This is a genomic window from Enterobacter sp. Lyrl_3 (assembly GCF_051948675.1).
Lineage (GTDB): Bacteria > Pseudomonadota > Gammaproteobacteria > Enterobacterales > Enterobacteriaceae > Enterobacter > Enterobacter cloacae.
Map to the genome: position 1 here is coordinate 1 of NZ_JAYJLI010000007.1, position 26,784 is coordinate 26,784.

Consider the following 26,784-nt stretch of genomic DNA (forward strand, 5'->3'; position numbering starts at 1 on the left):
TGAAAAGTTAAAGCCCTGCCCCGGCAGGGCTTTTTTGTGCGCCATCACCCATACAACGCCCTTCACCTCTGAGAGAATCCTTAGCATAACTAAGGTTATGCAAGGAAGTGGATCATGAGTGATATCGCGTTAACCGTCAGCGTGTTGGCCCTGGTCGCTGTTGTTGGATTATGGATTGGCAACATCAAAATCCGTGGCGTCGGGTTTGGGATCGGTGGGGTGCTGTTTGGCGGCATTTTTGTCGGGCACTTTGCTGACAAACTCGGGCTGGTTCTCAGCGCCGATATGCTTCACTTTACGCAGGAATTCGGCCTGATCCTCTTCGTCTATACTATCGGCATTCAGGTCGGGCCGGGCTTTTTCGCCTCATTGCGGGTTTCCGGATTACGCCTCAATCTGTTTGCCCTCGGCATCGTCGTAATGGGTGGGCTGGTCACCGCTATCCTGCATAAACTCTTTGCAATTCCGCTGCCCGTGGTGCTGGGCATTTTCTCCGGGGCCGTGACTAACACGCCCGCGTTGGGTGCGGGCCAGCAAATCCTGCGCGATTTAGGTATCGAACCCGGCATTGTCGATCAGATGGGGATGAGCTATGCGATGGCTTATCCGTTCGGGATTTGCGGCATTCTGCTCTCCATGTGGCTGGTTCGGGTGCTCTTTCGCATTAACGTCGACAAAGAGGCGAAGGACCACGAAACCACGCTCACCAACGGCCATATGCCGATCAAAACCATCAACATCCGCGTCGATAACCCCAATCTGAACAACATGGCGATTCAGGACGTGCCGATCCTGAACAGCGCCAATATCATCTGCTCGCGCCTTAAACGTGACGAGATGCTGATGGTGCCCGCGCCTGGCACCATTATCCGGCAAGGCGATCTGCTGCACCTTGTCGGGCAGCCCGGGGATTTAAACAACGCGCGGCTGGTGATTGGTCAGGAAGTGGATACCTCGCTCTCTACCCGCGGCACCGACATGCGCGTGGAGCGTGTGGTGGTAACTAACGAGCACGTTCTGGGCAAGAAAATACGCGATCTGCAGGTAAAAGAACGTTACGACGTGGTTATCTCTCGTCTCAATCGCGCCGGTGTTGAACTGGTCGCCAGCCCGGAAGCCAGCCTGCAGTTCGGCGATATTCTTAACCTGGTCGGGCGTCCGTCGTCCATTGACGCCGTGGCGGATATGGTCGGTAACGCTCAGCAAAAACTGCAGCAGGTCCAAATGCTGCCGGTGTTTATCGGAATCGGGCTGGGCGTGCTGCTTGGTTCCATTCCGCTGTATATACCGGGGTTCCCGGTGGCCCTCAAGCTGGGTCTGGCGGGCGGGCCGCTGATTATGGCGCTGATCCTCGGGCGAATCGGCTGTGTCGGTAAGCTCTACTGGTTTATGCCGCCGAGCGCCAACCTGGCGCTGCGCGAGCTGGGCATTGTGCTGTTTCTGGCGGTCGTCGGGCTAAAATCCGGTGGCGATTTTGTCGATACCCTGGTCAGGGGGGAAGGGATGAGTTGGGTCGGCTACGGCATCTTCATCACCGCGATCCCGCTGCTGACGGTCGGCATACTGGCGCGAATGTTCGCGAAAATGAACTATCTGACGCTCTGCGGCATGCTGGCGGGGTCGATGACGGATCCACCGGCGCTGGCCTTTGCCAATAGCCTGCACGCCACCAGCGGCGCGGCGGCGCTGTCATACGCTACGGTCTACCCGCTGGTGATGTTCCTGCGCATCATCACCCCCCAGCTACTGGCGGTGCTGTTCTGGGGGATGAGTTAGCAGGTCGTCCGGGTGGATGCGCCGCAGATGGTAGTCCACCTGGTAATCACTGGTATTTCGGAACATCACGGAATAGTTAAGGAACTCGCCGCTGTCGCTGTAGGAGAGAGAGGTAATGCGCAGCAGCGGCGTTTGCTCAGGCAGGTTCATGTAACCAGCGAGTTGTTTATCGGCCAGTACCGGCGTCAGGCTCTCGTAATTGCCGCTGATTGTAATTCCGCACTCCTTCTCGATGTAATCAAACTTTGACCCTTCCAGATGCGTCAGCGAGAGGTTGCGAAACAGCTTCACGGGCATAAAGCTGTCCTCCAGCATCAGCGGTTTTCCGTCCACGTAGCGCACCCGGCGGGAAAAGTAGATCCGCTCATCCACCTGGATCCGCAGCTGGCTGGCGATGGCGGGCGGGGCGGGCATCACTTCAAACTGCAACACCTTGCTCTGTACCTCTTTGCCCTGCTGACGCAGTACCTCCACCAGCCCGGTGAGGTTGGTGGTTTCATGGTGCACATCTTTGCGTGCTACAAACGTCCCGCTGCCGTGCCGCCGCTCAACCAGCCCCCAGCTCACCAGCAGATCCAGCGCCTTGCGAATGGTCATGCGCGCCACGCCAAACTCCTGCGCCAGCGCTTTCTCACCCGGAATGGGGCTGCCGATGTTGTAGTCCGATGAATTCAGCCGTAGCCGTAATCGGTCGGCAATGGATTTGTAGATCACCAGTAGACCTCTCTGCCCGTATCAGGGCGTGGATTGCATCCTGACATGTCCATATTTACATCGAAAAGTAGACCTGATTGGTCAAAATAAAACCATGAATGCGATCACGAATCGCAGCGGCACGCCATGTTCGCGCATCAGTAACTTCTTATGCTCACCTCAGGCCAGCACAAAACCATAAAGGCCTCTCTCCCCTACAGGTTGTTACGTGAGGATTTAAAGATGCTCAGTCAAATACAACGTTTTGGTGGTGCCATGTTTACCCCGGTGTTGCTGTTTCCCTTTGCCGGGATCGTGGTGGGAATCGCCATCATGCTTCGCAATCCGCTTTTCGTGGGCGAAGCCTTAACGGCTCCTGATAATCTGTTCGCGCAGATCGTGCACATCATTGAAGAGGGCGGCTGGGCGGTATTCCGCAATATGCCGCTGATTTTTGCCGTTGGCTTACCGATTGGTCTGGCGAAACAGGCGCAGGGCCGCGCCTGTCTGGCGGTGCTGATCAGCTTCCTGACCTGGAACTACTTCATCAACGCGATGGGGATGACCTGGGGCCACTTCTTTGGCGTCGACTTTTCCGCCGAACCGACGGCGGGAAGCGGGCTGGCGATGATTGCCGGGATCAAAACCCTTGATACCAGCATTATTGGGGCGATTGCGATTTCCGGTATTGTCACTGCGATCCATAACCGCTTTTTCGAGAAACCACTGCCGGTTTTCCTGGGCATTTTCCAGGGCACCTCGTTTGTGGTGATTATCGCGTTTTTCGTCATGATCCCCTGCGCCTGGCTGACACTGCTGGGCTGGCCGAAAGTGCAGATGGGCATTGAGTCCCTGCAGGCGTTCTTACGCTCCGCCGGTGCGCTCGGTGTCTGGGTGTATACCTTCCTGGAACGCATTCTGATCCCAACCGGGCTGCACCACTTCGTCTACGGTCCGTTTATCTTTGGCCCGGCCGCCGTTGAGGGCGGGATCCAGGTCTACTGGGCGCAGCATCTTCAGGCGTTCAGCCAGAGCACGCTGCCGCTGAAAACCCTGTTCCCGGAAGGTGGTTTCGCGCTGCACGGTAACGCTAAAGTGTTTGGATCGGTCGGGATTGCGCTGGCGATCTGGTACACCGCCTCACCAGAAAACCGCGTCAAGGTCGCGGGCCTGCTGATCCCGGCCACGCTTACCGCCGTGCTGGTGGGGATTACCGAACCGCTGGAGTTTACTTTCCTGTTTATCTCGCCGCTGCTGTTTGCCATTCACGCCGTGCTGGCGGCCACCATGGCGACGGTGATGTACACCTTTGGCGTGGTGGGCAACATGGGCGGTGGCCTGCTGGACCAGTTCCTGCCGCAAAACTGGATCCCCATGTTCCATAACCACGCTTCAACGGTATTCACCCAGATCGGCATCGGCGTCTGCTTTACCGGCCTTTACTTCGTGGTCTTCAAAACGCTGATTGAGCGTCTGAACCTCAAAACCCCGGGTCGTGAAGAGAGTGAAATCAAACTCTACAGCAAGGCGGACTATAAGGCGGCGCGCGGACAAACCACCGCCCCGGCTGCCGCCAGCCAGCAGGTCGGCCAAGCCGCCGGATTCCTGCAGGCGCTGGGCGGCGCGGCCAACATCGAAAGCATCAACAACTGCGCCACCCGCTTGCGTATCGCGCTGGTCGACATGGCGCAAACCCAAAGCGATGAGGTGTTCAAAGCCCTCGGCGCACACGGCGTAGTGCGACGCGGCAACGGCATACAGGTGATCGTTGGCCTGCACGTTCCGCAGGTGCGAGACCAGCTGGAATCGCTGATGAAAACCCCTTTAACGAATGAACAAACCACCCTGACAGAGGCTATATCATGAAAAAATTCTCAGTTGTCATTGCAGGCGGCGGCAGCACCTTTACGCCTGGTATCGTCCTGATGCTGTTAGCCAACCGTGACCGTTTCCCGCTGCGTGCCCTGAAGTTTTATGACAACGATGGCGCACGTCAGGAAACCATCGCCGAGGCGTGCAAAATTATCCTTAAGGAACAGGCACCGGAGATTGAGTTTAGCTACACCACCGATCCAAAAGCGGCGTTTACCGATGTGGATTTCGTGATGGCGCACATCCGCGTGGGCAAATACCCGATGCGCGAAAAAGACGAGAAAATTCCGCTGCGTCACGGTGTGCTGGGTCAGGAAACCTGCGGCCCGGGTGGGATCTCTTACGGCATGCGCTCCATCGGCGGCGTACTGGAACTGGTGGATTATATGGAGCAGTACTCCCCTAATGCGTGGATGCTGAACTACTCCAACCCGGCGGCGATTGTGGCGGAAGCGACGCGCCGCCTGCGTCCGCATGCCAAAATTCTCAACATCTGCGATATGCCAATCGGTATTGAAGGGCGCATGGCGCAGATTGTCGGCCTGAAAGACCGCAAACAGATGCGCGTGCGTTACTACGGCCTGAACCACTTCGGCTGGTGGACATCGATTGAAGATCTGAACGGTAACGATCTGATGCCGAAACTGCGCGAATACGTGGCGAAACACGGCTATGTTCCGCCTTCGGAAGATGCGCATACCGAAGCGAGCTGGAACGATACCTTCGCCAAAGCCAAAGACGTGCAGGCGCTCGATCCAGATACCATGCCAAACACCTATCTGAAGTATTACCTGTTCCCGGACTACGTGGTCGCGCACGCCAACCCGGAGCGGACCCGCGCCAATGAAGTTATGGATCACCGTGAGAAGCATGTATTCAGTTCGTGCCGGGCGATTATAGAAGCCGGAAAATCCTCTGCCGGGGAGCTGGAGATCGACGAACATGCCTCCTACATCGTCGATCTGGCGACGGCGATTGCCTTTAATACCCAGGAGCGGATGCTGCTGATTGTGCCAAACAACGGGGCCATTCATAATTTTGATGCCGACGCGATGGTGGAAATTCCGTGTCTGGTGGGCCATAACGGGCCAGAGCCGCTCACCGTGGGTGATATCCCGCACTTCCAGAAAGGGCTGATGAGCCAGCAGGTGGCGGTGGAAAAACTGGTGGTGGATGCCTGGGAGCAACGCTCGTACCAGAAACTCTGGCAGGCAATCACCCTGTCAAAAACCGTACCGAGCGCGTCGGTCGCGAAAGCGATTCTGGATGACCTGATCGAGGCCAATAAGGATTACTGGCCAGAACTGCATTAACCCTCCTGACCGGCATCGCCTGATGCCGGTCTCCTTGTCCTGGCCGATTTACGCTATGCTGAAGCCTGCCTGCAGCATGACAAGGAGCCTTCATGAAAATTTCCCGCCTCGGTGAAGCCCCGGACTACCGCTTCTCGCTGGCCAATGAACGTACATATCTGGCGTGGATCCGTACCGCGCTGGGCTTTCTGGCCGCCGGCGTCGGTCTTGATCAGCTCGCGCCCGATTTCGCCACGCCGTTGATTCGTGAAGTGCTGGCGCTGTTGCTGTGCCTGTTTGCGGGCGTACTGGCGATTTACGGCTATCTGCGCTGGCTGCGTAACGAAAAGGCGATGCGCCTGAAGCAGGATCTGCCCTATACGCGTGGGTTACTGATCATCAGTGCGATTTTGCTGACAGTGGCGGGCGTGGTGATGGTGCTGGTGGTGTATGGCGGATAGTCGCAAAGCGCGGCGCGAAGCGGACCCCGGCCTGCAGCCGGAGCGGACGTCGCTGGCGTGGCTGCGCACGCTGCTGGGGTATGGCGCGCTGATTGCCCTGGCGATTAAGCACAACTGGCACCGCACGGGGCTACCCTTCTGGATCTCACTGGTTGTGCTGGCGCTGGTGGCCATCATTTTATGGCGCTATACCCGCAGCCGTAACGTGATGGACGTGGCGCAGGACGATTTTGTGCAGCCGAAGGCGGTGCGGGATAAGTTCCTCATCGCCCTGGCCGTGCTGTCGCTATCACTGCTGTTTGCGGTAACCCACATTCAACAAATTGTGCACCTGTAGGCCGGGTAAGGCGCAGCCGCCACCCGGCATAATTACTTCCCTTTCGCCAGATACTTCGCCATCTCGTCTTCCGGCACCATGCCGCCGCCGGTCGCCCACACGAGATGGGTGACGTTGGCATCAGCCTGAACACGCAGCGGCCCGGCCATGCCCGCCAGCGCCGATGGCTCCAGACGAATCCCTTCCTCCTGCGCCAGCCAGCCGAGCATGTCGTACATGCTTTGATCGGAAAGGGTATAGAACCCGTCGAGCAGACGTTCCATCGCGCGGCCGACGAAGCCCGACGCGCGTCCGACCGCCAGCCCGTCCGCTGCCGTCACGTTGTCGATACCCAGATCCTGCACGGCAATCTCATCGTGCAGGCCGGTATAAACTCCCAGCAGCATGCACGGGGAGTGCGTGGGCTCGGCAAAGAAGCAGTGAACGTTGTCGCCAAACGCCAACTTCAGACCAAACGCCACACCGCCAGGCCCCCCGCCAACGCCGCACGGCAGATAGACATACAGCGGGTGCTCTGCATCCACCACACGGCCCTGTTCGGCAAACTGCGCCTTCAGGCGCTCGCCGGCAACGGCATAGCCCAGGAACAGGGTGCGAGAGTTTTCATCGTCGATAAAGAAGCAGTTCGGGTCGTTTTCCGCCGCTTTTCGCCCTTGTTCCACCGCCACGCCATAATCCTGCTCATATTCCACGACGGTAACGCCATGGCTGCGCAGTTTGGCTTTCTTCCACTCGCGGGCGTCGGCGGACATATGTACCGTCACCTTAAAGCCGATGCGTGCGCTCATGATGCCGATGGACATTCCCAGGTTGCCGGTTGAACCCACCGCAATGCTGTACTGGCTAAAGAAGTCTTTAAAGCGCGGTTCCAGCAGGATGCTGTAGTCATCTTCAGTGCTCAGCAATCCCGCTTCCAGCGCCAGTTTTTCCGCGTGGGTCAGCACCTCGTAGATGCCGCCGCGCGCTTTAATCGAGCCGGAGATGGGCAGATGACTGTCTTTTTTCAGCAGCAGCGTTCCGGGAAGAGCCTTGCCAGATTCTCTCTCCAGCCGTTTTTTCATGGCCGGAATAGCAACCAGCTCAGATTCGATAATCCCGCCCGTTGCCGCGGTTTCCGGGAAGGCTTTCGCCAGATACGGCGCGAAGCGGTTGAGGCGCGCATGCGCGTCGTCCACGTCGGCTTTGGTCAGCCCGACATAGGGCAACCCTTCTGCAAGCGAAGTGGTTCGCGGGTTAAGCCACGTGGTCTCTTTCAGAGCCATCAGATCCTCAACCAGAGGAAATTGTGCGGTTAAAGCAGTGATAGTTGCGTTTTCCATAATACGTCTCGTCGCGCTCAGATAATGAAAGAAAGCAGGAATGTGCCGCCAAGTGCAAGCACCGAGGCGATAAACGTCGCCGTCGTATAGTATTTGAAGGTCTCATTCAGGGTCGCGCCGCAGTATTGCTTGACCAGCCAGAAGAGCGAATCGGTCACGATCGTGCAGCCAATAGCGCCGGAACCGATGGCAATGGTGATGATCTCCGGGCTTACGTTCGGGTAGAGCGGTAGCATCGGCGCCACTATTGCCGTCGCACCCATCATCGCGACCGTAGCGGAGCCTACAGCGGCATGCAGCACCAGCGCCACCAGCCAGGCGAGCAGGATCGGATGCATGTGCAGGTTCGAGAGAATATGCGCCAGCGAATCTGCCAGCCCGCTGGTTTTGAGAATAGCGTTGAACGCGCCACCGGCACCAATAATCAACAATATGTTCGCGATAGAGCCAAAGCCGTGCTCCGTATGGGTCAGCATTGCGCCCATGCCCATATGCTGGCGGATCCCCAGCAGGTAGTAGGCGACAAATACAGCGATAAACATTGCCGTGATCGGGTTGCCGATAAACTCCAGCAGGGTATACAGCGTGCCTTCCTTCGCCATATTGAGCTCAGCGAGGGTCTTCACCAGCATCAGAACAATCGGCAGCAGCACCGTAAACAGCGTTGCCCCCAGCGACGGCAGGGTATGCTCCTCCCGCACCTTCAGGTCGGAAAATTCTGCCGGAACCGGTTTATACGGCAGACGGTTGCCGAGCAGTTTCAGGAACAGCGGGCCACCAACCAGAGATGCCACCAGACCCACCAGCAGGCCGTAAACAATCACCGTTCCGACGTCCGCACCTAATTTGTTGGTGACAAACAACGCAGCCGGATGCGGCGGTACCACGCAGTGCACCGCCATCAGTGCGGTACAGAGCGGAATGGCAAGCTTAAGCAGCGACGTATTCGTCTTTTTGGCGATGGAAAACGCCAGTGGGATCAGCAGTACCACGCCCACTTCCACGAACAGCGTAATACCGCAGATAAGACCCACCAGCACCATAATGACGTCCGCTGACAGCCAGCGGCAGCGCTGTAGGGTGATCCCGATGCGCTCCGCCGCACCGGAGACTTCCATCATCTTACCCAGAATGGTACCCAGGCCGATGACTGCTGCCAGGAAGCCCAGCGTACCGCCAATCCCGCTTTCAATGGCATTCACCATATCCAGCGGGCTCATCCCCATCATCGCGCCGACGAAAAAGCTCGCCAGCAGCAGCGCAAGGAACGGGTGAAACTTCAGTTTTACGATGGTTAAAACAATCAACACAATGCTGACAAGCAGCGTTACCACAACCCAGACCGGCGATCCCATATCTCACCTCACCCTTATGTCATCTGTGGGTATTGGACGAAAAAACGGCGTGAGCTGACAAACGATAAAAATTGCCGTTCAGGTGAGCCAGATTGGATCAACTGAGTGACTGAACTCAAAAAAGCGCACTTATTTCGCTGTTGGTTCACATAAATTCATGCCTGGGCGGTATGCTGGGCGCAGAAATAACGTGTGAGAATTGTGATGACCGATGCGAATGAAGTCAGAAAGCGGCTGCTAAATGGCTGGCAACTGTCAAAGATGTACACTTTTGAAGTGGCTGCCCGGCATGAATCCTTCGCGCTGGCGGCGGCGGAACTGTCGCTCAGCCCCAGCGCGGTGAGCCACCGCATCAACCTGCTGGAAGAGGAGTTGGGCATTCAGCTGTTTGTCCGCTCGCACCGTAAAGTTGAGCTGACGCAGGAGGGAAAGCGCGTTTACTGGACCCTAAAATCATCCCTCGACACCCTGAATCAGGAGATCCTGGATATTAAAAACCAGGCGCTGTCCGGTACGCTGACGGTGTATTCCCGGCCGTCAATCGCCCAGTGCTGGCTGGTCCCCATGCTGGGGGATTTTACCCGCCGCTATCCGTCGATATCTCTCACCATTCTCACCGGTAATGAGTACGTCAATATGCAGCGAACCGGCATCGATCTGGCCATCTATTTCGACGATACGCCGCCAAACTACCTTTCTCATCATTTCTTGATGGACGAGGAGATTTTGCCCGTCTGCTCGCCCGCATATGCTCGCGAGCATGCGCTGTTGAAAAACCCCGATAACCTCAGCCACTGCACGTTACTGCACGACCGTCAGGCCTGGAGTAATGATTCCGGTACGGATGAGTGGCTCAGCTGGGCGCAGCATTTTGCGATGAATATGCCGTCATCATCGGGTATTGGCTTCGATCGTTCCGATTTAGCGATAGTGGCAGCCATGAATCATGTGGGCGTGGCGATGGGGAGAAAGCGGCTGGTGCAAAAGCGCCTTGAGCGGGGCGAGCTTATCGCCCCGTTTGGCAACAAGACCCTCAAATGCCATCAGCACTATTACATCTCAACGCTTCCCGGCCGTCAGTGGCCGAAAATTGACGCCTTTATTGGCTGGCTAAGAGAACTGGCAGGCTGAAGAATTATTACGCTTTGGCGCTACACCAAATACAAAAAAGCGTGCTAAATACAGGTAATGCTTTTGATTTATCCAGGGTAAGCCGTGTTAAAGCCTCTTATTGCGACCGCTTTACTTCTCTCTTCCGGCTGGGCGATAGCCGCCGAGCCGCCGCTGACGGCTGCGCTTTATGCGCAAAAGCTGGGTGTGGGTATGGACGTGGACTGGGCGCGCACCGAGCGCGGGATACGGGAATTCGACCCGCTGGTGGTACGCGACTTTCGCGCGAAAGGCATCAGCCATGTGCGTATTCGCGTGGCCGATGAGCCGACCGAAGCACGGCTGATCCACCTGCGTAAGCTGGTGGAAGCCTGCGAGCAGTACGGCGTGATCCCGATTATCGCGTATCAGGCGGACAGCTATAAAAACGATCCGAAAGCCGATAACGAAAAAGAGGTTACCGACTGGTGGATTGCCGTGGCGCACTATTTCGGCAAACGTTCGCCGCTGCTGGGCTTTGACCTCATTTATGAGCCTGCGGACAAGCTCAACCACAACGCAGCCTCGCTCAACCGGGTGTATGAAAAAACCATCAAGGTCATCCACAGCATTGATGCGGACCGGATGATCTTCATCGCTCCCCGCCTGCGTGCGGCCCCCGAAGATCTCCCCAGCCTCAAGCTGCCTGCGCACAGCCAAAACTTCTTGCTGGCGGAGTGGCATATCTTTCCGTGGGGGCCGCTGAAAAATAACGGTAAATACCCGTGGACCTCCGGTATGGCGGCGGAGAAAGCGGCGATTCACAATCGCATCGCGACGGCGCTGCGCTGGCAACAAAAAACCGGACACGTCAGCTGGGTCGGGGGCTGGGGCGTGGGGGAGTCAAACCGCTTTACACCCACCGCGTCGCAAATGGCCTTTGCCACGTTTATGGCCTGCGAGCTGCAAAAGGCGAAAATACCCTACGCGATTAACGCCGATTTCCAGTTTTATGACGGAGAGGAGGGGGCCTGGCGGCCAGCGCCAGAGCCGCTGCTGGAGGCGATGATTGCCCCGGCGTGTGAAAAGCCCGGCGAGAAGCCGGGCCATCATGCGGTTAAACAGGCTGCTCGTGGTGGGGAACACGCGACGCCAGCGGCAGCCAGCACAGCAAAATCAGTAGCCCCATCAGCGTCATCAGTAAACCCAAACTAGCCTGCCCGGTTTGCGGCATCATGGCGGAGAGCCAGGCCAGCGCGCCGGAACCGATGTTTTGCAAACCGCCCACCAGTGCACCCGCCGTACCCGCGAGGAACGGGAACGGCTCCATGGCGCCGCTGGTGGCAAGCGGGAACAGCATCCCCGCGCCGAAGAAGAACAGCGCCGCCGGGATCAGCAGCGTCCAGACGGTCATTACGCCAAACAGACCCGGGATCCACATCATCAGGCCAGCCAGCAGGCAGCTGATAACAGACTGCCACATCAGCGTTGAGAAGCGTTTGTTCTGACGTCCGGCGAACCAGGCTCCAAAGAACGCCGCCGGGATCGGCAGGATAAACAGAATACTCACCACCATGCTGCTCAGGCCAAGCCCCGCTCCCAGCAGCACGCCGGAGCAGGCTTCGAACACCGCAATGCCCGCCAGACCGCCGATCAGCATCAGCAGGTAACAAGTAAAAGCCCCGTTGCCGAACAGCGTTTTGTAGCTGGCGAGAAGCTTCGTGCGCGGTGCGTCCTGGGGACGGGTTTCCGGCATCCAGCGCGCCATGCTGAAGGTGACAATCACGCACAGCACCAGCAGGAAGGCATAGCAGGCGCGCCAGGACCACATTGTGTCCAGCAGGCCGCCAATCAGTGGTGCCAGCAGCGGGCTGACCAGAATACCCATATTCAACAGGCTGTTGGCATGGCGGAGTTGCGTGCCCTGATACATATCGCGCGGTAAGGTACGCGCCATCACCCCACCGACGCCCGTGCCTACCCCCTGCAGCGCACTGGCGGCAATCAGTACGGTCAGGCTATGGGTGGTAATAGCAACCACCGTCGCGACCATGAAAATGCACATGCCGGTCAGAATGACCGGACGGCGGCCAATGCGGTCGGATAATGGCCCGTAGAACAGCTGCGAAACGCCATAGGTCAGCAGGTAGGCGGCCATCACGCTTTGTACCGCGCCCTCGCGGACGTTGAGTTCCTTTGCCATGTCGGCAATCGCCGGAATGTAGATGGTTTGCGCCATCTGACCGACGGCCACCAGTAACACCAGCATCAACAATAAGTTAACGTTCCTTTGTTTTTTCATGTCGCTGAATACTTTTGCCAAAAGAGAAAAATGAAGAATAAGTGACTACGCATTCCCATAAATGCGCGAGGAATCTACCACAATGAGATGACAAATTAAGCATTGTCATGATGAATGAAGAAGAGGATTAAGGCAGGTTTTGTAAACAAGAACGGCAACTAATGTTGCCAGTGAATTACGCCAGACGCAGCAGGATCGCACCGGCTGCAATACCCAACGCGGCAGCGATACGCAGACCGGCAACCTTTTCTTTTAAAAGCACAAATGCGATCAGCGCACCGAAGAGTATGGAGGTTTCACGTAGCGCAGCGACAACCGCCAGCGGAGCCTGCGTCATCGCCCATAAGGCCAGGCCATACGAGCCCATGGTTCCCACCCCGCCGAGCAACCCCTTTTTCCAGTGCAAACGCAGGTAGCTGGAAGCTTCGCGGCGTCGCGCCACCATTGCCCAGCACAGCAGGCAGAAGCCGTTCATAAAGAAGGTCCACAGCGTATAGCCCAGCGCGGTATCCGATAAACGTACGCCCGTTCCGTCCACCAGCGTATAGCCGGCGATAAAGCAGGCGTTCAGCAGTGCCAGCCAGATCCCTTTGCGGGACTGCAGTCGGCCATTTATCGCCATCGCGAGGATCGACAGGCAGATTACTCCGATGCCCGCCCAGGCGAGCCAGGAGAGGCTATCCCCGAGCACCAGCACGCTGATCAGCGCCACCAGCAGTGGGGCTGTTCCGCGCATCAGCGGATAGGTCTGGCTCATGTCTGAGACCTGATACGTCTTCGCCACCAGTACCGTATACACCACCTGCAGCGCGCAGGAGACCACTAAAAATGGCCAGCTGGCTACGGAGGGTTGAGGAGAAAATGGCAATAAAACCAGCGCAATGAGTGTGGCGGAGCCGCTAACGCTGATCGCCGAGTAAAGCTTATCCGTTCCGGCTTTGACGATGGCGTTCCAGCTGGCATGCAGCAGTGCGGCGAACAGCAAAATACAGAAAACGGAGATGGTCATGGCGTCTTTGGCGGTGAATTGTCACTCAACTGTAACATTCACGACCTGATGTCGCCAGCCAGCTACACCGCGCAAAAGAGACGATGGGTAACCCGTGGCTCGTCTGACACCAGCCTGAAGCCTGCCCGACGGTAGAAGCCGCAGGCCGTATCGGGGGCATGGGTATTGAGGAAATCAAACCAGATGCTGGCATCGGCCATCACCACCGTTAACAGCTGTTTACCAATGCCCAGACCGCGGCACTTCTCGCTGACATAAAGATGGCGAATACGTCCGGCACGCGGCTGCTGGCTGAACGGATCGCGGTTAAGGCCGCAGACGCCCACCAGCTTGCCGTTTAAAAAGGCACCCAGCAGCTTTTCACCCGGCGCGTTAAAGCGGTTTTCACCGCGCTGCCAGTTCTCTTCCAGCCTGCGCAGCATATTGAAATTCGCCGCGATGCTTTCGGCTTTCAGCGCGATATACCCGGGCTCTTCCGGCGTGATGGGTTCAATTAACAGACGCGACATAGCATTCCCTCGTTATTAAAGAGGGGCGGTTGCCCGCCCCTCTCAGGTGCGACTTGAACCTGAATCACCGAAGGTATTTCAGGACAGCATCAAGCAGTTGCAGAACAGCAACAATGAGTTTGAGGATAAGTATCACCATATCCACTACGCTCATACGCGTCTCCTTTTGGTAAAAAGGAGCACGATGCTGGCGTACCTTTCCGCCGCCTGTTGCCAGCACCTCGATTGACGTAACACAGTGTGCTCACTTCAGAGGGTTAAGGCACTGACGGCACCACCCGTTTCAGCCAGGACTTCGTTGCGCCGGTAGAACTGCGGCCCCCTCGCTCACTGCGAACATCCTCAGTATAAATAAATACTGTATGCATGAACAGTATTTTGTGGACAAAATTCGAAACCCATTCCATACTCAAAAACGTCAAAATCCGTGCCGGAATTGCGCGTTCGTCTTCGATCGCATATACTTCGTGCGTTGACGTAACACAGTGTGTTCTGCGGCAACCAACCGCAAAACCCTGAAAAAACCTCGCTCCGGCGGGGTTTTTTGTTTTCTGCTTTCTGTACAGAACGGGATGCTGGTTGACTTATTGGCAACGTACCCGGCAGAAATAAGGTACATATTAATGTTTCAGTTAATAATCCTTAAATATATGTTATTTAAATAAAATTAAGTCTGTTTATTTTTAACGTGAATGAGTATTTAAATAAAATTAACAGATTTGAATTGCTAAGTTTTTCAACGTATATTCACATAACCATAAAAAAAGTATGGGTAGGTTATGCAAGCATCTGATTACTTGAAGATGAAGTTCCAGAGCGACAGGCAGTTAGCTATTTATGGACAACAAGGCGTTGCTGGGACATGGAAAGCATTAAAGGGGATCGGTTCTGATATTTACTCAGGAATGGAGCGTGTTAGTTGGTATTCATCATGCTTAATCCCCAGCTATCATGATGTGTGTGAAGAGTTACTCTCAGAAGAAAAAAGGATGTACCTCTCAATTGTGTCTATTTACCGTTATCGCAATGTAATAGCACACATGCTCTATCTTTATTTTGAAAGCATTATGACTGATTCTGAAAATGGGAATGAAAAAAATCGCGTTCGCAAGACGGATTCAAACGTAACCGGCCTTGTTAAAAACATCCCGGCAAGCAAGGCAGCGCGTTTAGCGATAGCATGGACGCTGGCCAAATCCCTTTCGGAATCCGGCTTACTTTCAGAGATCGTCGTCGAACGGCTTGCGCGCCGTGTACCCAATGTTGTTATGGCTCTGCAGCTGATGGGTACGGACCAGAAGTGCGCTCTTGCTGCCCGTCGTCTGAAAGTGTTGGATCCTAATTATTACGCCACCCTTTATGCTGCACAACTGGAGATGCTTTACTACTTTTTTGAGCCATTCCTGGTTGAAATCACTAAGAAAGTGCAAACGGGATTCTACAAGGATTTTGATGCGATCTATAACGACTTAAAGGATAAGTAGTATGTTTAAGAGTCTGCTATCCATTCTTTTTACAGATGTTTTATTCCCCGTTTATATTTTTGCTTGCGCCTCTTTGTTTCTCTGGCTGGTGCCCAACCACTGGGTATTATTAACATTCATTGCTATCGTCGTATTTATTATTGTTCATCCGATAATTTTCGGCCGCTTTGATAAGTACGATTGAGTTTTATAAAAAGGAGTTTGTATGTCAAATCCGGCTTATTTGTTTCTGACAGATGAAAATGGTTCGCCAATGGTAGGTCCCTGCCTGGTTTCAGGGCGTGAAGGCGCAATTGAACTTAAATCGTTCACTCATAATGTCAATATCCCGGTCGACGGGAATACCGGGAAATTGACGGGCACGCGCATACATATGCCCGTCATGTTCCAGAAGGAAATTGATCGTGTCACTCCGTTTTTATTTCGGGCGTTGAGTACGGGGAGAACGCTTCAGTCAGCCACCATAAAGATGTATCAGATTAATGAGGCTGGTTTAGAGCAGGAGTATTTTAATATCATTATGGAGAATGTAAAAATAACTTCTATTACACCCGATTTGTATCCAGGTGCCAACACCGGAACACACCTCGAAACGGTTCTCATACGCTATGAGAAAATCACCTGGAAACATTGCGACGGAAATGTCATCTATAGTGACGCCTGGAATGAGCGAGCAACATACTAAAACGTGATCCCTGACGCATTTTTGCGCAGATGAAAATATTTCCATTGTCACGCCCGAAAACCTGTGTTTGTATAAATTCAATCAATGATTCCAAACACAGGTCCCCCATGACTGCATCCATGAACACCGCGACCCTACTAAAAACTGCGCAACCAGCCGCAGTGGTCGTCGTGCGTGTGGTGGTGGTCGTCGGCAATGCGCCGTAGGGACTGGATCAACACACGAATCCAAAACCCCGCCGGCGCAAACCGGGCGGGGTTTTTCGTTTAGGACCCCTCCCCGGAAAGTCGGCCCATAAAAGGACTGGAGCATGGCAAGTTCGGGCACAACATCCACCAAGACGCGTTTTACAGGCGCGCAGCTGATTGTTCATTTACTGGAACGACAGGGCATTACCACGGTTGCGGGTATTCCGGGCGGTACGGTGCTGCCGCTGTATGACGCGTTAAGCCAAAGCACGCAGATCCGCCACGTGCTGGCGCGTCACGAGCAGGGAGCGGGTTTTATCGCTCAGGGCATGGCACGTACGCAGGGTAAACCGGCAGTCTGTATGGCCTGTAGCGGTCCGGGGGCGACCAACCTGGTGACCGCCATCGCCGACGCGCGTCTCGACTCCATTCCGCTGATTTGCATCACCGGCCAGGTGCCGTCCTCAATGATCGGTACCGATGCGTTCCAGGAAGTGGATACCTACGGCATCTCTATCCCCATCACCAAACATAACTATTTAGTTCGCGATATTGCCGAGCTTCCTCAGGTTATCAGCGATGCGTTCCGCATTGCGCAGTCCGGTCGTCCAGGCCCGGTGTGGATAGATATTCCTAAGGATGTCCAGACCGCAGAAATTGAGATCGACGTCCTGCCGGAGCCGGGCGAGCGGGCACCCGCGCCAGAATTCAGCGCTGAGAGCGTGCGCGATGCCGCGGCCATGATCAACGCCGCTAAACGTCCGGTGCTCTATCTGGGCGGCGGGGCAATCAATGCCGCAGATGAAATCCGTCAGTTCGCTGAAAAAGCCAACCTGCCTACCACCATGACCCTGATGGCGCTCGGCATGCTGCCCAAAGCACACCCGCTGTCATTAGGAATGCTGGGCATGCACGGCGCGCGCAGCACTAACTACATCCTGCAAGAGGCGGATTTGCTGATTGTGATGGGCGCGCGTTTTGATGACCGGGCGATTGGTAAAACCGAGCAGTTCTGCCCGAACGCAAAAATCATTCACGTGGATATAGACCGCGCCGAGCTGGGTAAAATCAAACAACCGCACGTGGCGATTCAGGGGGACGTGGCCGACGTGCTGGCACAGCTGATCCCGCAAACGGACGCAACTGATCGCGCCGACTGGCGTCAGATGGTGGCGGATCTGCAACGCGAGTTCCCGGGCGCGATCCCAACCGAAGGCGACCCGCTGAGCCACTACGGGCTGATTAACGCCGTGGCCGCCTGCGTGGACGACAGCGCGATTATTACCACCGACGTTGGGCAGCACCAGATGTGGACCGCCCAGGCCTATCCGCTGAACCGTCCGCGTCAGTGGCTGACCTCCGGTGGCCTGGGAACCATGGGCTTTGGTCTGCCTGCGGCAGTTGGTGCGGCGCTGGCGAACCCGGACCGCAAGGTGATCTGCTTCTCCGGTGACGGCAGCCTGATGATGAACATTCAGGAGATGGCCACCGCGGCCGAAAATCAATTAGACGTTAAAATCATCCTGATGAACAACGAGGCGCTGGGGCTGGTACATCAGCAGCAGAGCCTGTTCTACAAGCAGGGGGTGTTTGCGGCAACCTATCCGGGGATGATTAACTTTATGCAAATTGCCGCCGGTTTTGGCCTGCATACCTGCGATCTGAACGCAGAAGAGGACGTCCACGCAGCGCTGCAGGCGGCGATCTCTCGTCCGGGCCCGGCGCTGATCCACGTCCGTATCGACCCTGAACAAAAAGTGTATCCGATGGTGCCGCCGGGTGCGGCAAATACTGAGATGGTGGGGGAATAAGCCATGCAGAAACAACATGAAAACGTCATTCTGGAACTCACCGTCCGCAACCACCCTGGCGTCATGACCCACGTCTGCGGGCTGTTTGCCCGTCGCGCGTTTAACGTCGAAGGCATTCTCTGTCTGCCGATTCAGGGCAGCGAGCACAGCCGCATCTGGCTACTGGTCAATGACGATCAGCGTCTGGAGCAGATGATGGCCCAGATCGACAAGCTGGAAGACGTCACCAGAGTGGCGCGCAACCAGTCCGATCCCACCATGTTTAACAAAATTGCGGTGTTCTTCGAATAGATCGCTTAAGGTAAGCGTCTTTCGCTCTTGTAGGCCGGATAAGCGCAGCGCCATCCGGCGTTTTCAGACCGCAGGAACAGACATGACCACCATCGCTCTCATCGACGACCACCTTATCGTTCGCTCCGGCTTTGCCCAGCTTCTAAACCTCGAACCGGATTTTCAGGTGGTGGCAGAGTTCGGCTCGGGGCGCGAGGCGCTGGCAGGCCTGCCGGGGCGTGGCGTACAGGTCTGTATCTGTGACATCTCAATGCCGGATCTCTCCGGGCTGGAGCTGCTAAGTCAGTTACCGAAAGGGATGGCGATTATCATGCTCTCGGTTCATGACAGCCCGGCGCTGGTGGAGCAGGCGCTCAATGCCGGTGCGCGTGGATTTCTCTCTAAACGCTGTAGCCCGGATGAGCTGATCGCCGCTGTGCGCACCGTCTCGACGGGCGGCTGCTACCTGACGCCGGATATCGCCCTCAAGCTGGCGGCCGGACGTCAGGATCCGCTTACCCGGCGTGAGCGTCAGGTGGCAGAAAAACTCGCTCAGGGGATGGCGGTGAAAGAGATTGCCGCCGAACTGGGTTTGTCGCCCAAAACCGTGCACGTTCACCGCGCTAACCTGATGGAAAAACTCGGCGTCAGCAACGACGTCGAGCTGGCGCGCTGTATGTTCGATAGCTGGCAATGAACCCGTTGATTTCGCGGCTGATCGCCGTTGTTGCCAGCTTTTTTATCTTCTCTGCCGCCTGGTTCTGCCTGTGGAGCATCAGCCTGCACCTGGTGGAACGCCCGGAGCTGGCGGTGCTGCTGTTTCCCTTTGGCCTGCGTCTGGGGCTGATGTTGCAATGCCCGCGCGGCTACTGGCCGGTTTTGTTGGGCGCAGAGTGGTTGATGCTGATCTGGTTGTCGCAGGAGGTCGCCCTCGCGCATCTGCCCTTATTGATGACCGGAAGCCTGCTCACGCTCCTCCCGGTTGCGTTGATTTCCCGCTATCGTCACCAGCGCGACTGGCGCACGCTGCTGCGCCAGGGGGCGGCGCTGATTGCCGCCGCGCTGCTGCAATCCCTGCCGTGGGTAGGCGAAAAGGAGATGCTTAACGCCCTGCTGCTGACCCTGACCGGCGGCCTGACGCTGGCACCCACCTGTCTGGTTTTCTGGCACTATCTCACCAGCACTGTCTGGCAGCCGCTCGGGCCATCGCTGGTCTCCCAGCCGGTTAACTGGCGCGCCCGGCATCTCATCTGGTATCTGCTGCTGTTTGTGGTGAGCCTGTGGCTGCAGCTTGGCCTGCCTGCTGAGCTTTCCCGTTTTACCCCGTTTTGTCTGGCGCTGCCGATCATTGCTCTCGCCTGGCATTACGGCTGGCAGGGGGCGCTGATCGCCACGCTGATGAACGCCATCGCGCTGATTGCCAGCCAGACCTGGCACGATCACCCGGTCGATTTACTGCTCTCTTTGTTGGCGCAGAGCCTGACCGGGCTGCTGCTCGGGGCAGGTATTCAGCGCCTGCGTGAGCTGAACCAGTCCCTGCAAACCGAGCTGTCGCGCAATCGCCGCCTGGCAGAACGCCTGCTGGAGACCGAAGAGAGCGTGCGCCAGGAGGTAGCGCGCGAACTGCACGACGACATCGGCCAGACCATTACCGCCATTCGCACCCAGGCGGGCATTGTTCAGCGCCTGGCGGCGGATAACGCCGGAGTGAAGCAGGGCGGGGCGCATATCGAACAGCTCTCTCTTGGCGTGTACGATTCGGTGCGTCGCCTGCTGGGCAGGCTCCGTCCGCGCCAGCTGGACGATCTCTCTCTGGAACAGGCGGTACGCTCCCTGATGCGCGAGATGGAGCTGGAAAGCCGCGGAATTGTCAGCCATCTCGACTGGCGCATTGATGAATCACTGCTGAGTGAAGGCCAGCGCGTCACGCTGTTCCGCGTCTGTCAGGAAGGGCTGAACAATATCGTCAAACACGCCAACGCCAGCGCTGTGACGCTGCAGGGCTGGCAGCAGGATGAAAGCCTCAGGCTGGTGATTGAGGACGACGGCTGCGGCCTGCCGCCGGGCTCCGGGCAGCAGGGCTTTGGCCTGGCGGGCATGCGCGAGCGCGTGAAGGCGCTGGGCGGCACGCTGAATATCTCCTGCACCCACGGGACGCGCGTCAGCGTCAGCCTGCCGCTAAGGAGCCATCATGTTTAAAACCCCCGCAAACGCCGCGCCGATAGGCAACAAAGCGGAGATCGACGCCCGCTACCGCTACTGGCGTCGTCATATCCTGATCACTATCTGGCTCGGCTACGCGTTGTTCTACTTTACCCGCAAAAGTTTCAACGCCGCCGCGCCGGAAATCCTTGCCAGCGGCGTGATGACGCGCACCGATATCGGCCTGCTGGCGACGCTGTTCTACATCACCTACGGCCTGTCGAAGTTCTTCTCCGGCATCGTCAGCGACCGCTCCAATGCCCGCTACTTTATGGGCTTTGGGCTAATCGCAACTGGAGTGGTGAATATTCTGTTTGGCTTTTCCACCTCGCTCTGGGCGTTTGCCCTGCTGTGGGCGCTGAACGCCTTTTTCCAGGGCTGGGGCGCGCCGGTCTGCGCCCGCCTGCTCACGGCGTGGTACTCGCGCAACGAGCGCGGCGGCTGGTGGGCCATCTGGAACACCGCGCATAACGTCGGTGGCGCGCTGATCCCAATGGTGGTGGGCGCAGCGGCGCTGCACTACGGCTGGCGCGCGGGGATGATGATTGCCGGTGGTCTGGCGATCCTGGCCGGGTTGTTCCTCTGCTGGCGGCTGCGCGACAGGCCACAAACCGTGGGGCTGCCCGCGGTGGGCGACTGGCGGCACGATGAAATGGAAGTGGCGCAACAGCTTGAGGGGGCGGGGCTGACGCGCAAAGAGATCCTCACCAAATACGTGCTGTTAAACCCGTATATCTGGCTGCTGTCGCTTTGCTACGTGCTGGTCTACGTGGTGCGCGCGGCCATCAACGACTGGGGTAACCTGTACATGTCCGAGACGCTGGGGGTGGACCTGGTGACCGCCAACTCGGCGGTGACGATGTTCGAGCTGGGCGGGTTTATCGGCGCGCTGGTGGCGGGCTGGGGCTCGGATAAGCTCTTCAACGGCAACCGTGGCCCAATGAACCTCATCTTTGCGGCAGGAATTTTACTCTCCGTCGGTTCGCTGTGGTTGATGCCATTCGCCAGCTACGTGATGCAGGCGGCGTGCTTCTTTACCATCGGCTTCTTCGTGTTTGGCCCGCAGATGCTGATCGGCATGGCGGCGGCAGAATGCTCGCATAAAGAGGCGGCGGGTGCGGCGACGGGCTTCGTCGGGTTGTTCGCCTACCTGGGCGCGTCCCTCTCCGGCTGGCCGCTGGCGCGGGTGATCGACATCTGGCACTGGAGCGGTTTCTTTGCCGTGATCGCCATCGCGGCGGGGATATCGGCCCTGCTGCTGCTACCGTTTTTGCATGCGCAGGCGCCGCGTGAAGCCAGTGTGATGTGATGCGCCTCACCTTTTCACCCCGAGTGGCGCAAAACTAAGAAATTTTCCCGGTTTTACCTGGACGCTGTCTCAGGCATCTCTCCTGGCTGATTTTTACAATGCCTGCCATTCGCAGGTAAAAATCAGCTCAGGAGCAAACCATGCTGGCCTTCCTTAATCAGGTGCGCAAGCCGACCCTGGATCTGCCGCTCGACGTGCGGCGCAAAATGTGGTTCAAACCGTTCATGCAGTCCTATCTGGTGGTCTTTATCGGCTACCTGACCATGTACCTGATCCGCAAAAACTTTAACATCGCGCAGAACGACATGATCTCTACCTACGGGCTGAGCATGACGCAGCTGGGGATGATTGGCCTGGGCTTCTCCATCACTTACGGCGTGGGCAAAACCGTTGTCTCGTACTATGCAGACGGCAAAAACACCAAGCAATTCCTGCCGTTTATGCTGATCCTCTCCGCCATCTGTATGCTCGGCTTCAGCGCCAGCATGGGCGCGGGCTCCGTCAGCCTGTTCCTGATGATCGCCTTCTACGCCCTGAGCGGTTTCTTCCAGAGTACCGGCGGGTCGTGCAGCTACTCCACCATCACCAAATGGACCCCGCGCCGTAAGCGTGGTTCATACCTTGGTATGTGGAACATCTCCCACAACCTCGGCGGGGCGGGGGCAGCAGGCGTGGCGCTGTTCGGTGCTAACTACCTGTTTGACGGTCACGTCATCGGCATGTTTATCTTCCCGTCGATTATCGCCCTGATTGTCGGCTTTATCGGTCTGCGTTTCGGCAGCGACTCTCCGGAATCTTACGGCCTCGGCAAAGCCGAAGAGCTGTTCGGCGAGGCGATCAGCGAAGAGGACAAAGAGACCGAAGAGAACGAGATGACAAAATGGCAGATCTTTGTTGAGTACGTGCTGAAAAACAAAGTGATCTGGCTGCTCTGCTTCTCCAACATTTTCCTGTACGTGGTGCGCATCGGTATTGACCAGTGGTCGACCGTGTATGCCTTCCAGGAGCTTAAGCTCTCAAAAGAAGTCGCGATTCAGGGCTTCACCCTGTTTGAGGTGGGTGCGCTGGTCGGTACGCTGCTGTGGGGCTGGCTCTCTGACCTCGCCAACGGTCGTCGTGCGCTGGTGGCCTGCGTCGCGCTGGCGCTGATTATCGCTACCCTGGGCGTCTACCAGCACGCCAGCAACCAGTACGTTTACCTGGCGTCTCTGTTTGCGCTCGGCTTCCTGGTGTTTGGTCCGCAGCTGTTGATCGGCGTAGCGGCGGTAGGTTTTGTACCGAAAAAAGCGATCGGCGCCGCCGATGGGATTAAAGGCACCTTCGCCTACCTGATCGGCGACAGCTTCGCCAAACTGGGTCTGGGGATGATTGCCGACGGCACGCCGATTTTCGGCCTCACCGGCTGGGCAGGCACCTTTGCGGCGCTGGATGCCGCCGCCATCGGCTGTATCGTCCTGATGGCAATGGTTGCGGTGCTCGAAGAACGTAAAATTCGCCGTGAAAATCGTGTGCAGAAATTAAAAGCAGCCTGAGTGTGCAGGTGACTTCTTTGCCCGGTGTGTGATGCCGGGCTTTTTTGTTTTAAATTCCAGTTTTTACCCCGCTTTACACAATCGCCCCTCTCCTTGCTCTACAGTTTTTTTTGCTGCCGCCTTTCGCGCAGCCTTATTCCTTTTGCTATGGGAGAGCTTGCATGTTGACCCGACGATTATCCTGCCTGGCGTTGTTGATGGCGCTGGCAACCCCCGCAATGGCTACGGATGCGCCCACCTACGGCGAGAAGCTGGAAGGTTTCGACTACGGCTGGCCGGTAAAACACTTTGAGTTTACCTCCCAGGGACAGTCTCTGGATATGGCTTATCTGGACGTGAAGCCGGAAAAACCCAATGGCCGCACCGTGGTGCTGATGCACGGCAAAAACTTCTGCGCCGGTACCTGGGACGGCACTATCCGTGCGCTCTCAGCCAGCGGTTATCGGGTGATCGCTCCCGACCAGATTGGCTTTTGTAAATCCACCAAACCGGAGCACTATCAGTACACCTTTCAGCAGCTGGCGGATAACACCCACGCCTTGCTGAAAACGCTCGGCGTCGATCGCGTGACGGTTATCGGCCACTCGACTGGCGGCATGCTGGCGACCCGCTACGCGCTGATGTGGCCGCAGCAGGTGGAGCAGTTGGTGATGGTCAACCCAATTGGTCTGGAAGACTGGAAAGCGCGCGGCGTGCCGCATATTACGGTCGATCAGTGGTACCAGCGCGAGCTGAAGGTCAGGGCCGACGGCATCCGTCAGTACGAGAAAAATACCTACTACGCCGGAGCGTGGAAGCCGGAGTACGAGCGTTGGGTCACCATGCTTGCCGGGCTTAACAACGGGCCGGGAAAAGAACGTGTGGCCTGGAACTCGGCGCTGCTTTACGACATGATTTACACCCAGCCGGTGATCTACGAATTTAGTGAACTAAAGATGCCGGTATTATTGATGATCGGCACGAAGGACAACACCGCCATCGGGAAAGATCTCGCCCCGCCTGAGATCCGCAAAACGCTCGGCAACTATGCGGTGCTGGGGAAGGAGACGGCGAAACGCATCCCGCACGCGACGCTGGTCGAGTTCAACGACATGGGGCACGCGCCGCAGATGCAGGATCCTGCACGCTTCCACGAGGCACTGCTGAAAGGGCTTCAGGCGCGCTGACAGGTTTCCAGCAACAACCCGCGCAGCCACATCTGCGCGGGATTACGGTGTGTTCTGGCGTGCCAGGCCATGCACTTGGTGAAACCCGGCACCGGAATCGGTGTGTCGCAGACAAACATTCCTGTCTGGTTTTCCGCTATCCGTGACGGTACCACGGCGATCATATCGCTTATCGCCAGTACATCCGGCAGTACCAGGAAGTTGCTCACCGATAACCCTACGTGCCGCGTCCGGCCCATTTTTTCCAGCGCGCCATCCGTCACGCCGCGAAAACTGTCACCCTCATAAGAGACCAGCACGTGCTCAAGGGCGCAAAAGCGCGCCAGAGAGAGCGGTTTGCCCGCGTCCGGGTGGTCGGCACGCATCATGCAAACGTACCGTTCATCATAAAGCGCCCGGCTGTGCAGGTCGTCTGGCGTGGTGTGGGGCGTGATCAGCGCCACGTCAACGTTCCCGCGTTCAAGCTGGTTCATCATACGCTCGGAATCGACAGGTATAACCCGCACGCGTATTGCCGGTGCCCGCACCTTCAGTGCCGCGATAAACGGCACCGCGATCGCGCGGAGCGCGTAATCGGTGGCAGCAAGCGTGAAGGTGAGAGTGGCCTGCAGTGGGTCAAACGCCACCGGCTGCAGCAGGAGGTCGATATCTGCCAGGATGCGCTTCACCGGCGCGGCCAGCTCTTCCGCACGCGTCGTGGGTGCGATACCGTGGGGCGCACGGATAAACAGCGGGTCGTCGAAGTAATCCCGCAGGCGGTTCAGCATGCCGCTGACCGCCGGCTGGGTCAGGGCCAGACGCGTCGCCGCGCGGGTGACGCTGCGTTCATCCAGCAGGGCGTCGAGCGTTTTCAGCAGGTTAAGATCCAGCGTGCGCAGATCCGTTTTCATGACGATGTTCTACCTTTTTTCAGTTCACTATTATGGCCGTGCCCGCTGTCGATACCCTGCGTTTCCCGCTATGATGAGCGGCTATTCAAAGGAGAACGCATGGTCTGGATAATGCTGGCAACGCTTGCCGTGGTGTTTGTGGTTGGGTTTCGTGTCCTGACCTCGGATTCCCGCCGCGCCATCAAACGCTTGAGCGAACGGCTGGGTATCACCCCGATGCCGGTAGAATCGATGATCGATCAGTTCGGTAAAACGCCCGGCAATGAGTTTATCCGCTATCTTGAACGCCCGGACGAGGCGCATCTGCAAAACGCTGCCCAGGTGCTGCTCATCTGGCAGGTCTGTATCGTCGACGGTAGCGAAGAGAATCTCCACACCTGGCACCGCATGTTGCGTAAAGCCCGTCTGGCCGCGCCGATCACCGATGCGCAAATTCGTCTGGCGCTTGGCTTTATGCGCGAGATGGAGCCGGATCCGCAGGAGCTGAACGCTTTCCAGCTGCGTTACAACCAGCTCTTTCTGCCGGAAGAGGGTGTATTTTACCTGCACTGATATCACGAACCGTGATGATGAGTATAAGGCATCATCATTAGATTTATACCACTCACGGGCGCACCATCACCTCATCCACTCACGATGAGGTGAACCATGAAACAATCCGCCATTATCTGGCCAGACGATTACCTGCCAGGCACCACCGATAACTTTGCGTCCAACGAAATCATTGTCGCCGGGCTGAGCGCAAAAGAGATTTGGGCGCAGCTCAACGACACTACCCTGTGGCCGAACTACTACAGCAACGCCGAAGATATTCGTTTTCACGACGGCAGCGGTCCGGAACTGAGCGCCAACGCCCGCTTCCGCTTCACGACCTTTGGCTTTCCGGTTGAGGCGCAGGTGACGGAGTATGTTCCGCCGGTCGATGGCGAGGCGGCGCGTATCGCCTGGCACGGCTGGGTGGAAGGGGAGGAGAGCGCGCGTCTGGATGTGATCCACGCCTGGCTGTTTGAAGACTTACCGGGTAACCGCGTCCGTATTTTGACTCAGGAGTCGCAGAAAGGCGTTCCGGCACAGGAATTAGCACGTACCCTACCGAACCCGATGATCAACGGGCATCAGGAGTGGATCGTCGGGCTGGCGAAGGCGGCGATGCAAGAAAAGTTGTCGAAACGTTAAATTCGTCACACTTTTGATGATAAACTGCGCGACTTTCCCGCACGTTTTTATCTCAGG

The 26,784-nt window shown here is 57.0% G+C and carries 27 protein-coding genes; 19 read left to right on the top strand and 8 right to left on the bottom strand.

The window, feature by feature from the left end; genetic code table 11:
- Window positions 1-114 precede the first annotated feature (114 nt).
- Window positions 115-1,776: a putative transporter gene (locus VF709_RS14200; protein WP_013094791.1), complete on the top strand. Its 1,662-nt coding sequence runs from the start codon at window positions 115-117 to the stop codon at window positions 1,774-1,776.
- Here VF709_RS14200 and VF709_RS14205 read toward each other — a convergent pair.
- The gene (locus tag VF709_RS14205; protein WP_047352069.1) at window positions 1,744-2,490 is read right to left on the bottom strand and encodes a GntR family transcriptional regulator; all 747 of its coding nucleotides are present in this window, start codon (window positions 2,488-2,490) and stop codon (window positions 1,744-1,746) included. The two genes, VF709_RS14200 and VF709_RS14205, sit on opposite strands and share 33 nt — an antisense overlap.
- 222 nt (window positions 2,491-2,712) lie before the next feature.
- Between VF709_RS14205 and VF709_RS14210 the strand changes: the two genes are divergently transcribed.
- The 4 genes from VF709_RS14210 to VF709_RS14225 all read left to right on the top strand — a co-directional run bounded on the left by VF709_RS14210 (window position 2,713) and on the right by VF709_RS14225 (window position 6,431).
- Window positions 2,713-4,335: an alpha-glucoside-specific PTS transporter subunit IIBC gene (locus VF709_RS14210; protein ID WP_013094793.1), complete on the top strand. Its 1,623-nt coding sequence runs from the start codon at window positions 2,713-2,715 to the stop codon at window positions 4,333-4,335.
- Window positions 4,332-5,654 carry a 6-phospho-alpha-glucosidase gene (locus tag VF709_RS14215; protein ID WP_013094794.1) on the top strand — a complete coding sequence of 441 codons (1,323 nt, stop codon included), beginning with the start codon at window positions 4,332-4,334 and terminating at the stop codon, window positions 5,652-5,654. Before VF709_RS14210 ends, VF709_RS14215 begins: the two co-directional genes overlap by 4 nt.
- Before the next feature lie 92 nt (window positions 5,655-5,746).
- Entirely contained in the window at window positions 5,747-6,094 is a 348-nt protein-coding gene (locus VF709_RS14220; protein ID WP_013094795.1) for a YidH family protein, read from the top strand.
- Window positions 6,084-6,431, top strand: coding sequence for a DUF202 domain-containing protein (locus VF709_RS14225; RefSeq protein WP_013094796.1), 348 nt, complete (start codon window positions 6,084-6,086; stop codon window positions 6,429-6,431). Before VF709_RS14220 ends, VF709_RS14225 begins: the two co-directional genes overlap by 11 nt.
- A gap of 32 nt (window positions 6,432-6,463) precedes the next feature.
- Here the strand turns inward: VF709_RS14225 and dsdA are convergent, their stop codons facing one another.
- Together dsdA and dsdX are read right to left on the bottom strand one after the other, a co-directional pair.
- A complete protein-coding gene (gene dsdA / locus VF709_RS14230; RefSeq protein ID WP_013094797.1) occupies window positions 6,464-7,750 on the bottom strand; it encodes a D-serine ammonia-lyase in 1,287 nt (428 codons plus the stop codon).
- A 17-nt stretch (window positions 7,751-7,767) separates the two neighbouring features.
- Window positions 7,768-9,105, bottom strand: coding sequence for a D-serine transporter DsdX (gene dsdX / locus VF709_RS14235; RefSeq protein WP_029881850.1), 1,338 nt, complete (start codon window positions 9,103-9,105; stop codon window positions 7,768-7,770).
- Between the two features lie 204 nt (window positions 9,106-9,309).
- Here dsdX and dsdC point away from each other — a divergent pair, with 204 nt between their 5' ends.
- Together dsdC and VF709_RS14245 are read left to right on the top strand one after the other, a co-directional pair.
- Complete coding sequence (gene dsdC / locus VF709_RS14240; protein ID WP_149896773.1) at window positions 9,310-10,236, top strand: DNA-binding transcriptional regulator DsdC; 927 nt, start codon at window positions 9,310-9,312, stop codon at window positions 10,234-10,236.
- Window positions 10,237-10,320: 84 nt separating this feature from the next.
- Window positions 10,321-11,409, top strand: a complete 1,089-nt coding sequence (locus tag VF709_RS14245; RefSeq protein ID WP_013094800.1) for a glycoside hydrolase family 5 protein — start codon at window positions 10,321-10,323, stop codon at window positions 11,407-11,409.
- Here VF709_RS14245 and emrD read toward each other — a convergent pair.
- The 4 genes from emrD to tisB all read right to left on the bottom strand — a co-directional run bounded on the left by emrD (window position 11,312) and on the right by tisB (window position 14,168).
- Window positions 11,312-12,496 (bottom strand): multidrug efflux MFS transporter EmrD, encoded by a 1,185-nt coding sequence (gene emrD, locus VF709_RS14250; protein WP_032618354.1) that lies wholly within the window; start codon window positions 12,494-12,496, stop codon window positions 11,312-11,314. The genes VF709_RS14245 and emrD overlap by 98 nt on opposite strands.
- A gap of 175 nt (window positions 12,497-12,671) precedes the next feature.
- Window positions 12,672-13,505, bottom strand: a complete 834-nt coding sequence (locus VF709_RS14255; protein ID WP_058683587.1) for an EamA family transporter — start codon at window positions 13,503-13,505, stop codon at window positions 12,672-12,674.
- Window positions 13,506-13,567: 62 nt separating this feature from the next.
- Entirely contained in the window at window positions 13,568-14,014 is a 447-nt protein-coding gene (locus VF709_RS14260; RefSeq protein WP_013094803.1) for a GNAT family N-acetyltransferase, read from the bottom strand.
- Window positions 14,015-14,078: 64 nt separating this feature from the next.
- A complete protein-coding gene (tisB, locus tag VF709_RS14265; protein WP_020684667.1) occupies window positions 14,079-14,168 on the bottom strand; it encodes a type I toxin-antitoxin system toxin TisB in 90 nt (29 codons plus the stop codon).
- 625 nt (window positions 14,169-14,793) lie between these two features.
- Between tisB and VF709_RS14270 the strand changes: the two genes are divergently transcribed.
- From VF709_RS14270 to VF709_RS14315, 10 genes are all read left to right on the top strand, one after another.
- Window positions 14,794-15,498, top strand: a complete 705-nt coding sequence (locus VF709_RS14270) for a hypothetical protein (RefSeq protein WP_149896772.1) — start codon at window positions 14,794-14,796, stop codon at window positions 15,496-15,498.
- 205 nt (window positions 15,499-15,703) lie between these two features.
- Window positions 15,704-16,183, top strand: a complete 480-nt coding sequence (locus VF709_RS14275; RefSeq protein WP_440231814.1) for an Hcp family type VI secretion system effector — start codon at window positions 15,704-15,706, stop codon at window positions 16,181-16,183.
- Between the two features lie 107 nt (window positions 16,184-16,290).
- A complete protein-coding gene (ivbL, locus tag VF709_RS14280) occupies window positions 16,291-16,389 on the top strand; it encodes an ilvB operon leader peptide IvbL (RefSeq protein ID WP_071830013.1) in 99 nt (32 codons plus the stop codon).
- A gap of 104 nt (window positions 16,390-16,493) precedes the next feature.
- Window positions 16,494-18,182, top strand: a complete 1,689-nt coding sequence (gene ilvB / locus VF709_RS14285; RefSeq protein WP_149896771.1) for an acetolactate synthase large subunit — start codon at window positions 16,494-16,496, stop codon at window positions 18,180-18,182.
- A gap of 3 nt (window positions 18,183-18,185) precedes the next feature.
- Window positions 18,186-18,473, top strand: coding sequence for an acetolactate synthase small subunit (gene ilvN / locus VF709_RS14290; RefSeq protein WP_001171659.1), 288 nt, complete (start codon window positions 18,186-18,188; stop codon window positions 18,471-18,473).
- Between the two features lie 82 nt (window positions 18,474-18,555).
- Window positions 18,556-19,149, top strand: a complete 594-nt coding sequence (uhpA, locus tag VF709_RS14295) for a transcriptional regulator UhpA (RefSeq protein WP_058650559.1) — start codon at window positions 18,556-18,558, stop codon at window positions 19,147-19,149.
- On the top strand, window positions 19,146-20,651 hold the full coding sequence (uhpB, locus tag VF709_RS14300) for a signal transduction histidine-protein kinase/phosphatase UhpB (RefSeq protein ID WP_013094810.1): 1,506 nt from the start codon (window positions 19,146-19,148) through the stop codon (window positions 20,649-20,651). Before uhpA ends, uhpB begins: the two co-directional genes overlap by 4 nt.
- Window positions 20,644-21,963 carry an MFS transporter gene (locus VF709_RS14305; protein WP_013094811.1) on the top strand — a complete coding sequence of 440 codons (1,320 nt, stop codon included), beginning with the start codon at window positions 20,644-20,646 and terminating at the stop codon, window positions 21,961-21,963. The genes uhpB and VF709_RS14305 overlap by 8 nt, the downstream gene beginning before the upstream one ends.
- 140 nt (window positions 21,964-22,103) lie before the next feature.
- Window positions 22,104-23,495, top strand: a complete 1,392-nt coding sequence (uhpT, locus tag VF709_RS14310; RefSeq protein ID WP_013094812.1) for a hexose-6-phosphate:phosphate antiporter — start codon at window positions 22,104-22,106, stop codon at window positions 23,493-23,495.
- A 161-nt stretch (window positions 23,496-23,656) separates the two neighbouring features.
- Complete coding sequence (locus VF709_RS14315; RefSeq protein ID WP_149896770.1) at window positions 23,657-24,661, top strand: alpha/beta fold hydrolase; 1,005 nt, start codon at window positions 23,657-23,659, stop codon at window positions 24,659-24,661.
- Here VF709_RS14315 and VF709_RS14320 read toward each other — a convergent pair.
- Window positions 24,649-25,551: a LysR family transcriptional regulator gene (locus VF709_RS14320; RefSeq protein ID WP_440231817.1), complete on the bottom strand. Its 903-nt coding sequence runs from the start codon at window positions 25,549-25,551 to the stop codon at window positions 24,649-24,651. The two genes, VF709_RS14315 and VF709_RS14320, sit on opposite strands and share 13 nt — an antisense overlap.
- A 99-nt stretch (window positions 25,552-25,650) precedes the next feature.
- Between VF709_RS14320 and VF709_RS14325 the strand changes: the two genes are divergently transcribed.
- Together VF709_RS14325 and VF709_RS14330 are read left to right on the top strand one after the other, a co-directional pair.
- Window positions 25,651-26,103 carry a DUF1198 domain-containing protein gene (locus VF709_RS14325; RefSeq protein WP_014830062.1) on the top strand — a complete coding sequence of 151 codons (453 nt, stop codon included), beginning with the start codon at window positions 25,651-25,653 and terminating at the stop codon, window positions 26,101-26,103.
- 96 nt (window positions 26,104-26,199) lie between these two features.
- Window positions 26,200-26,727: an SRPBCC domain-containing protein gene (locus VF709_RS14330; protein WP_047352072.1), complete on the top strand. Its 528-nt coding sequence runs from the start codon at window positions 26,200-26,202 to the stop codon at window positions 26,725-26,727.
- Window positions 26,728-26,784: the final 57 nt, after the last annotated feature.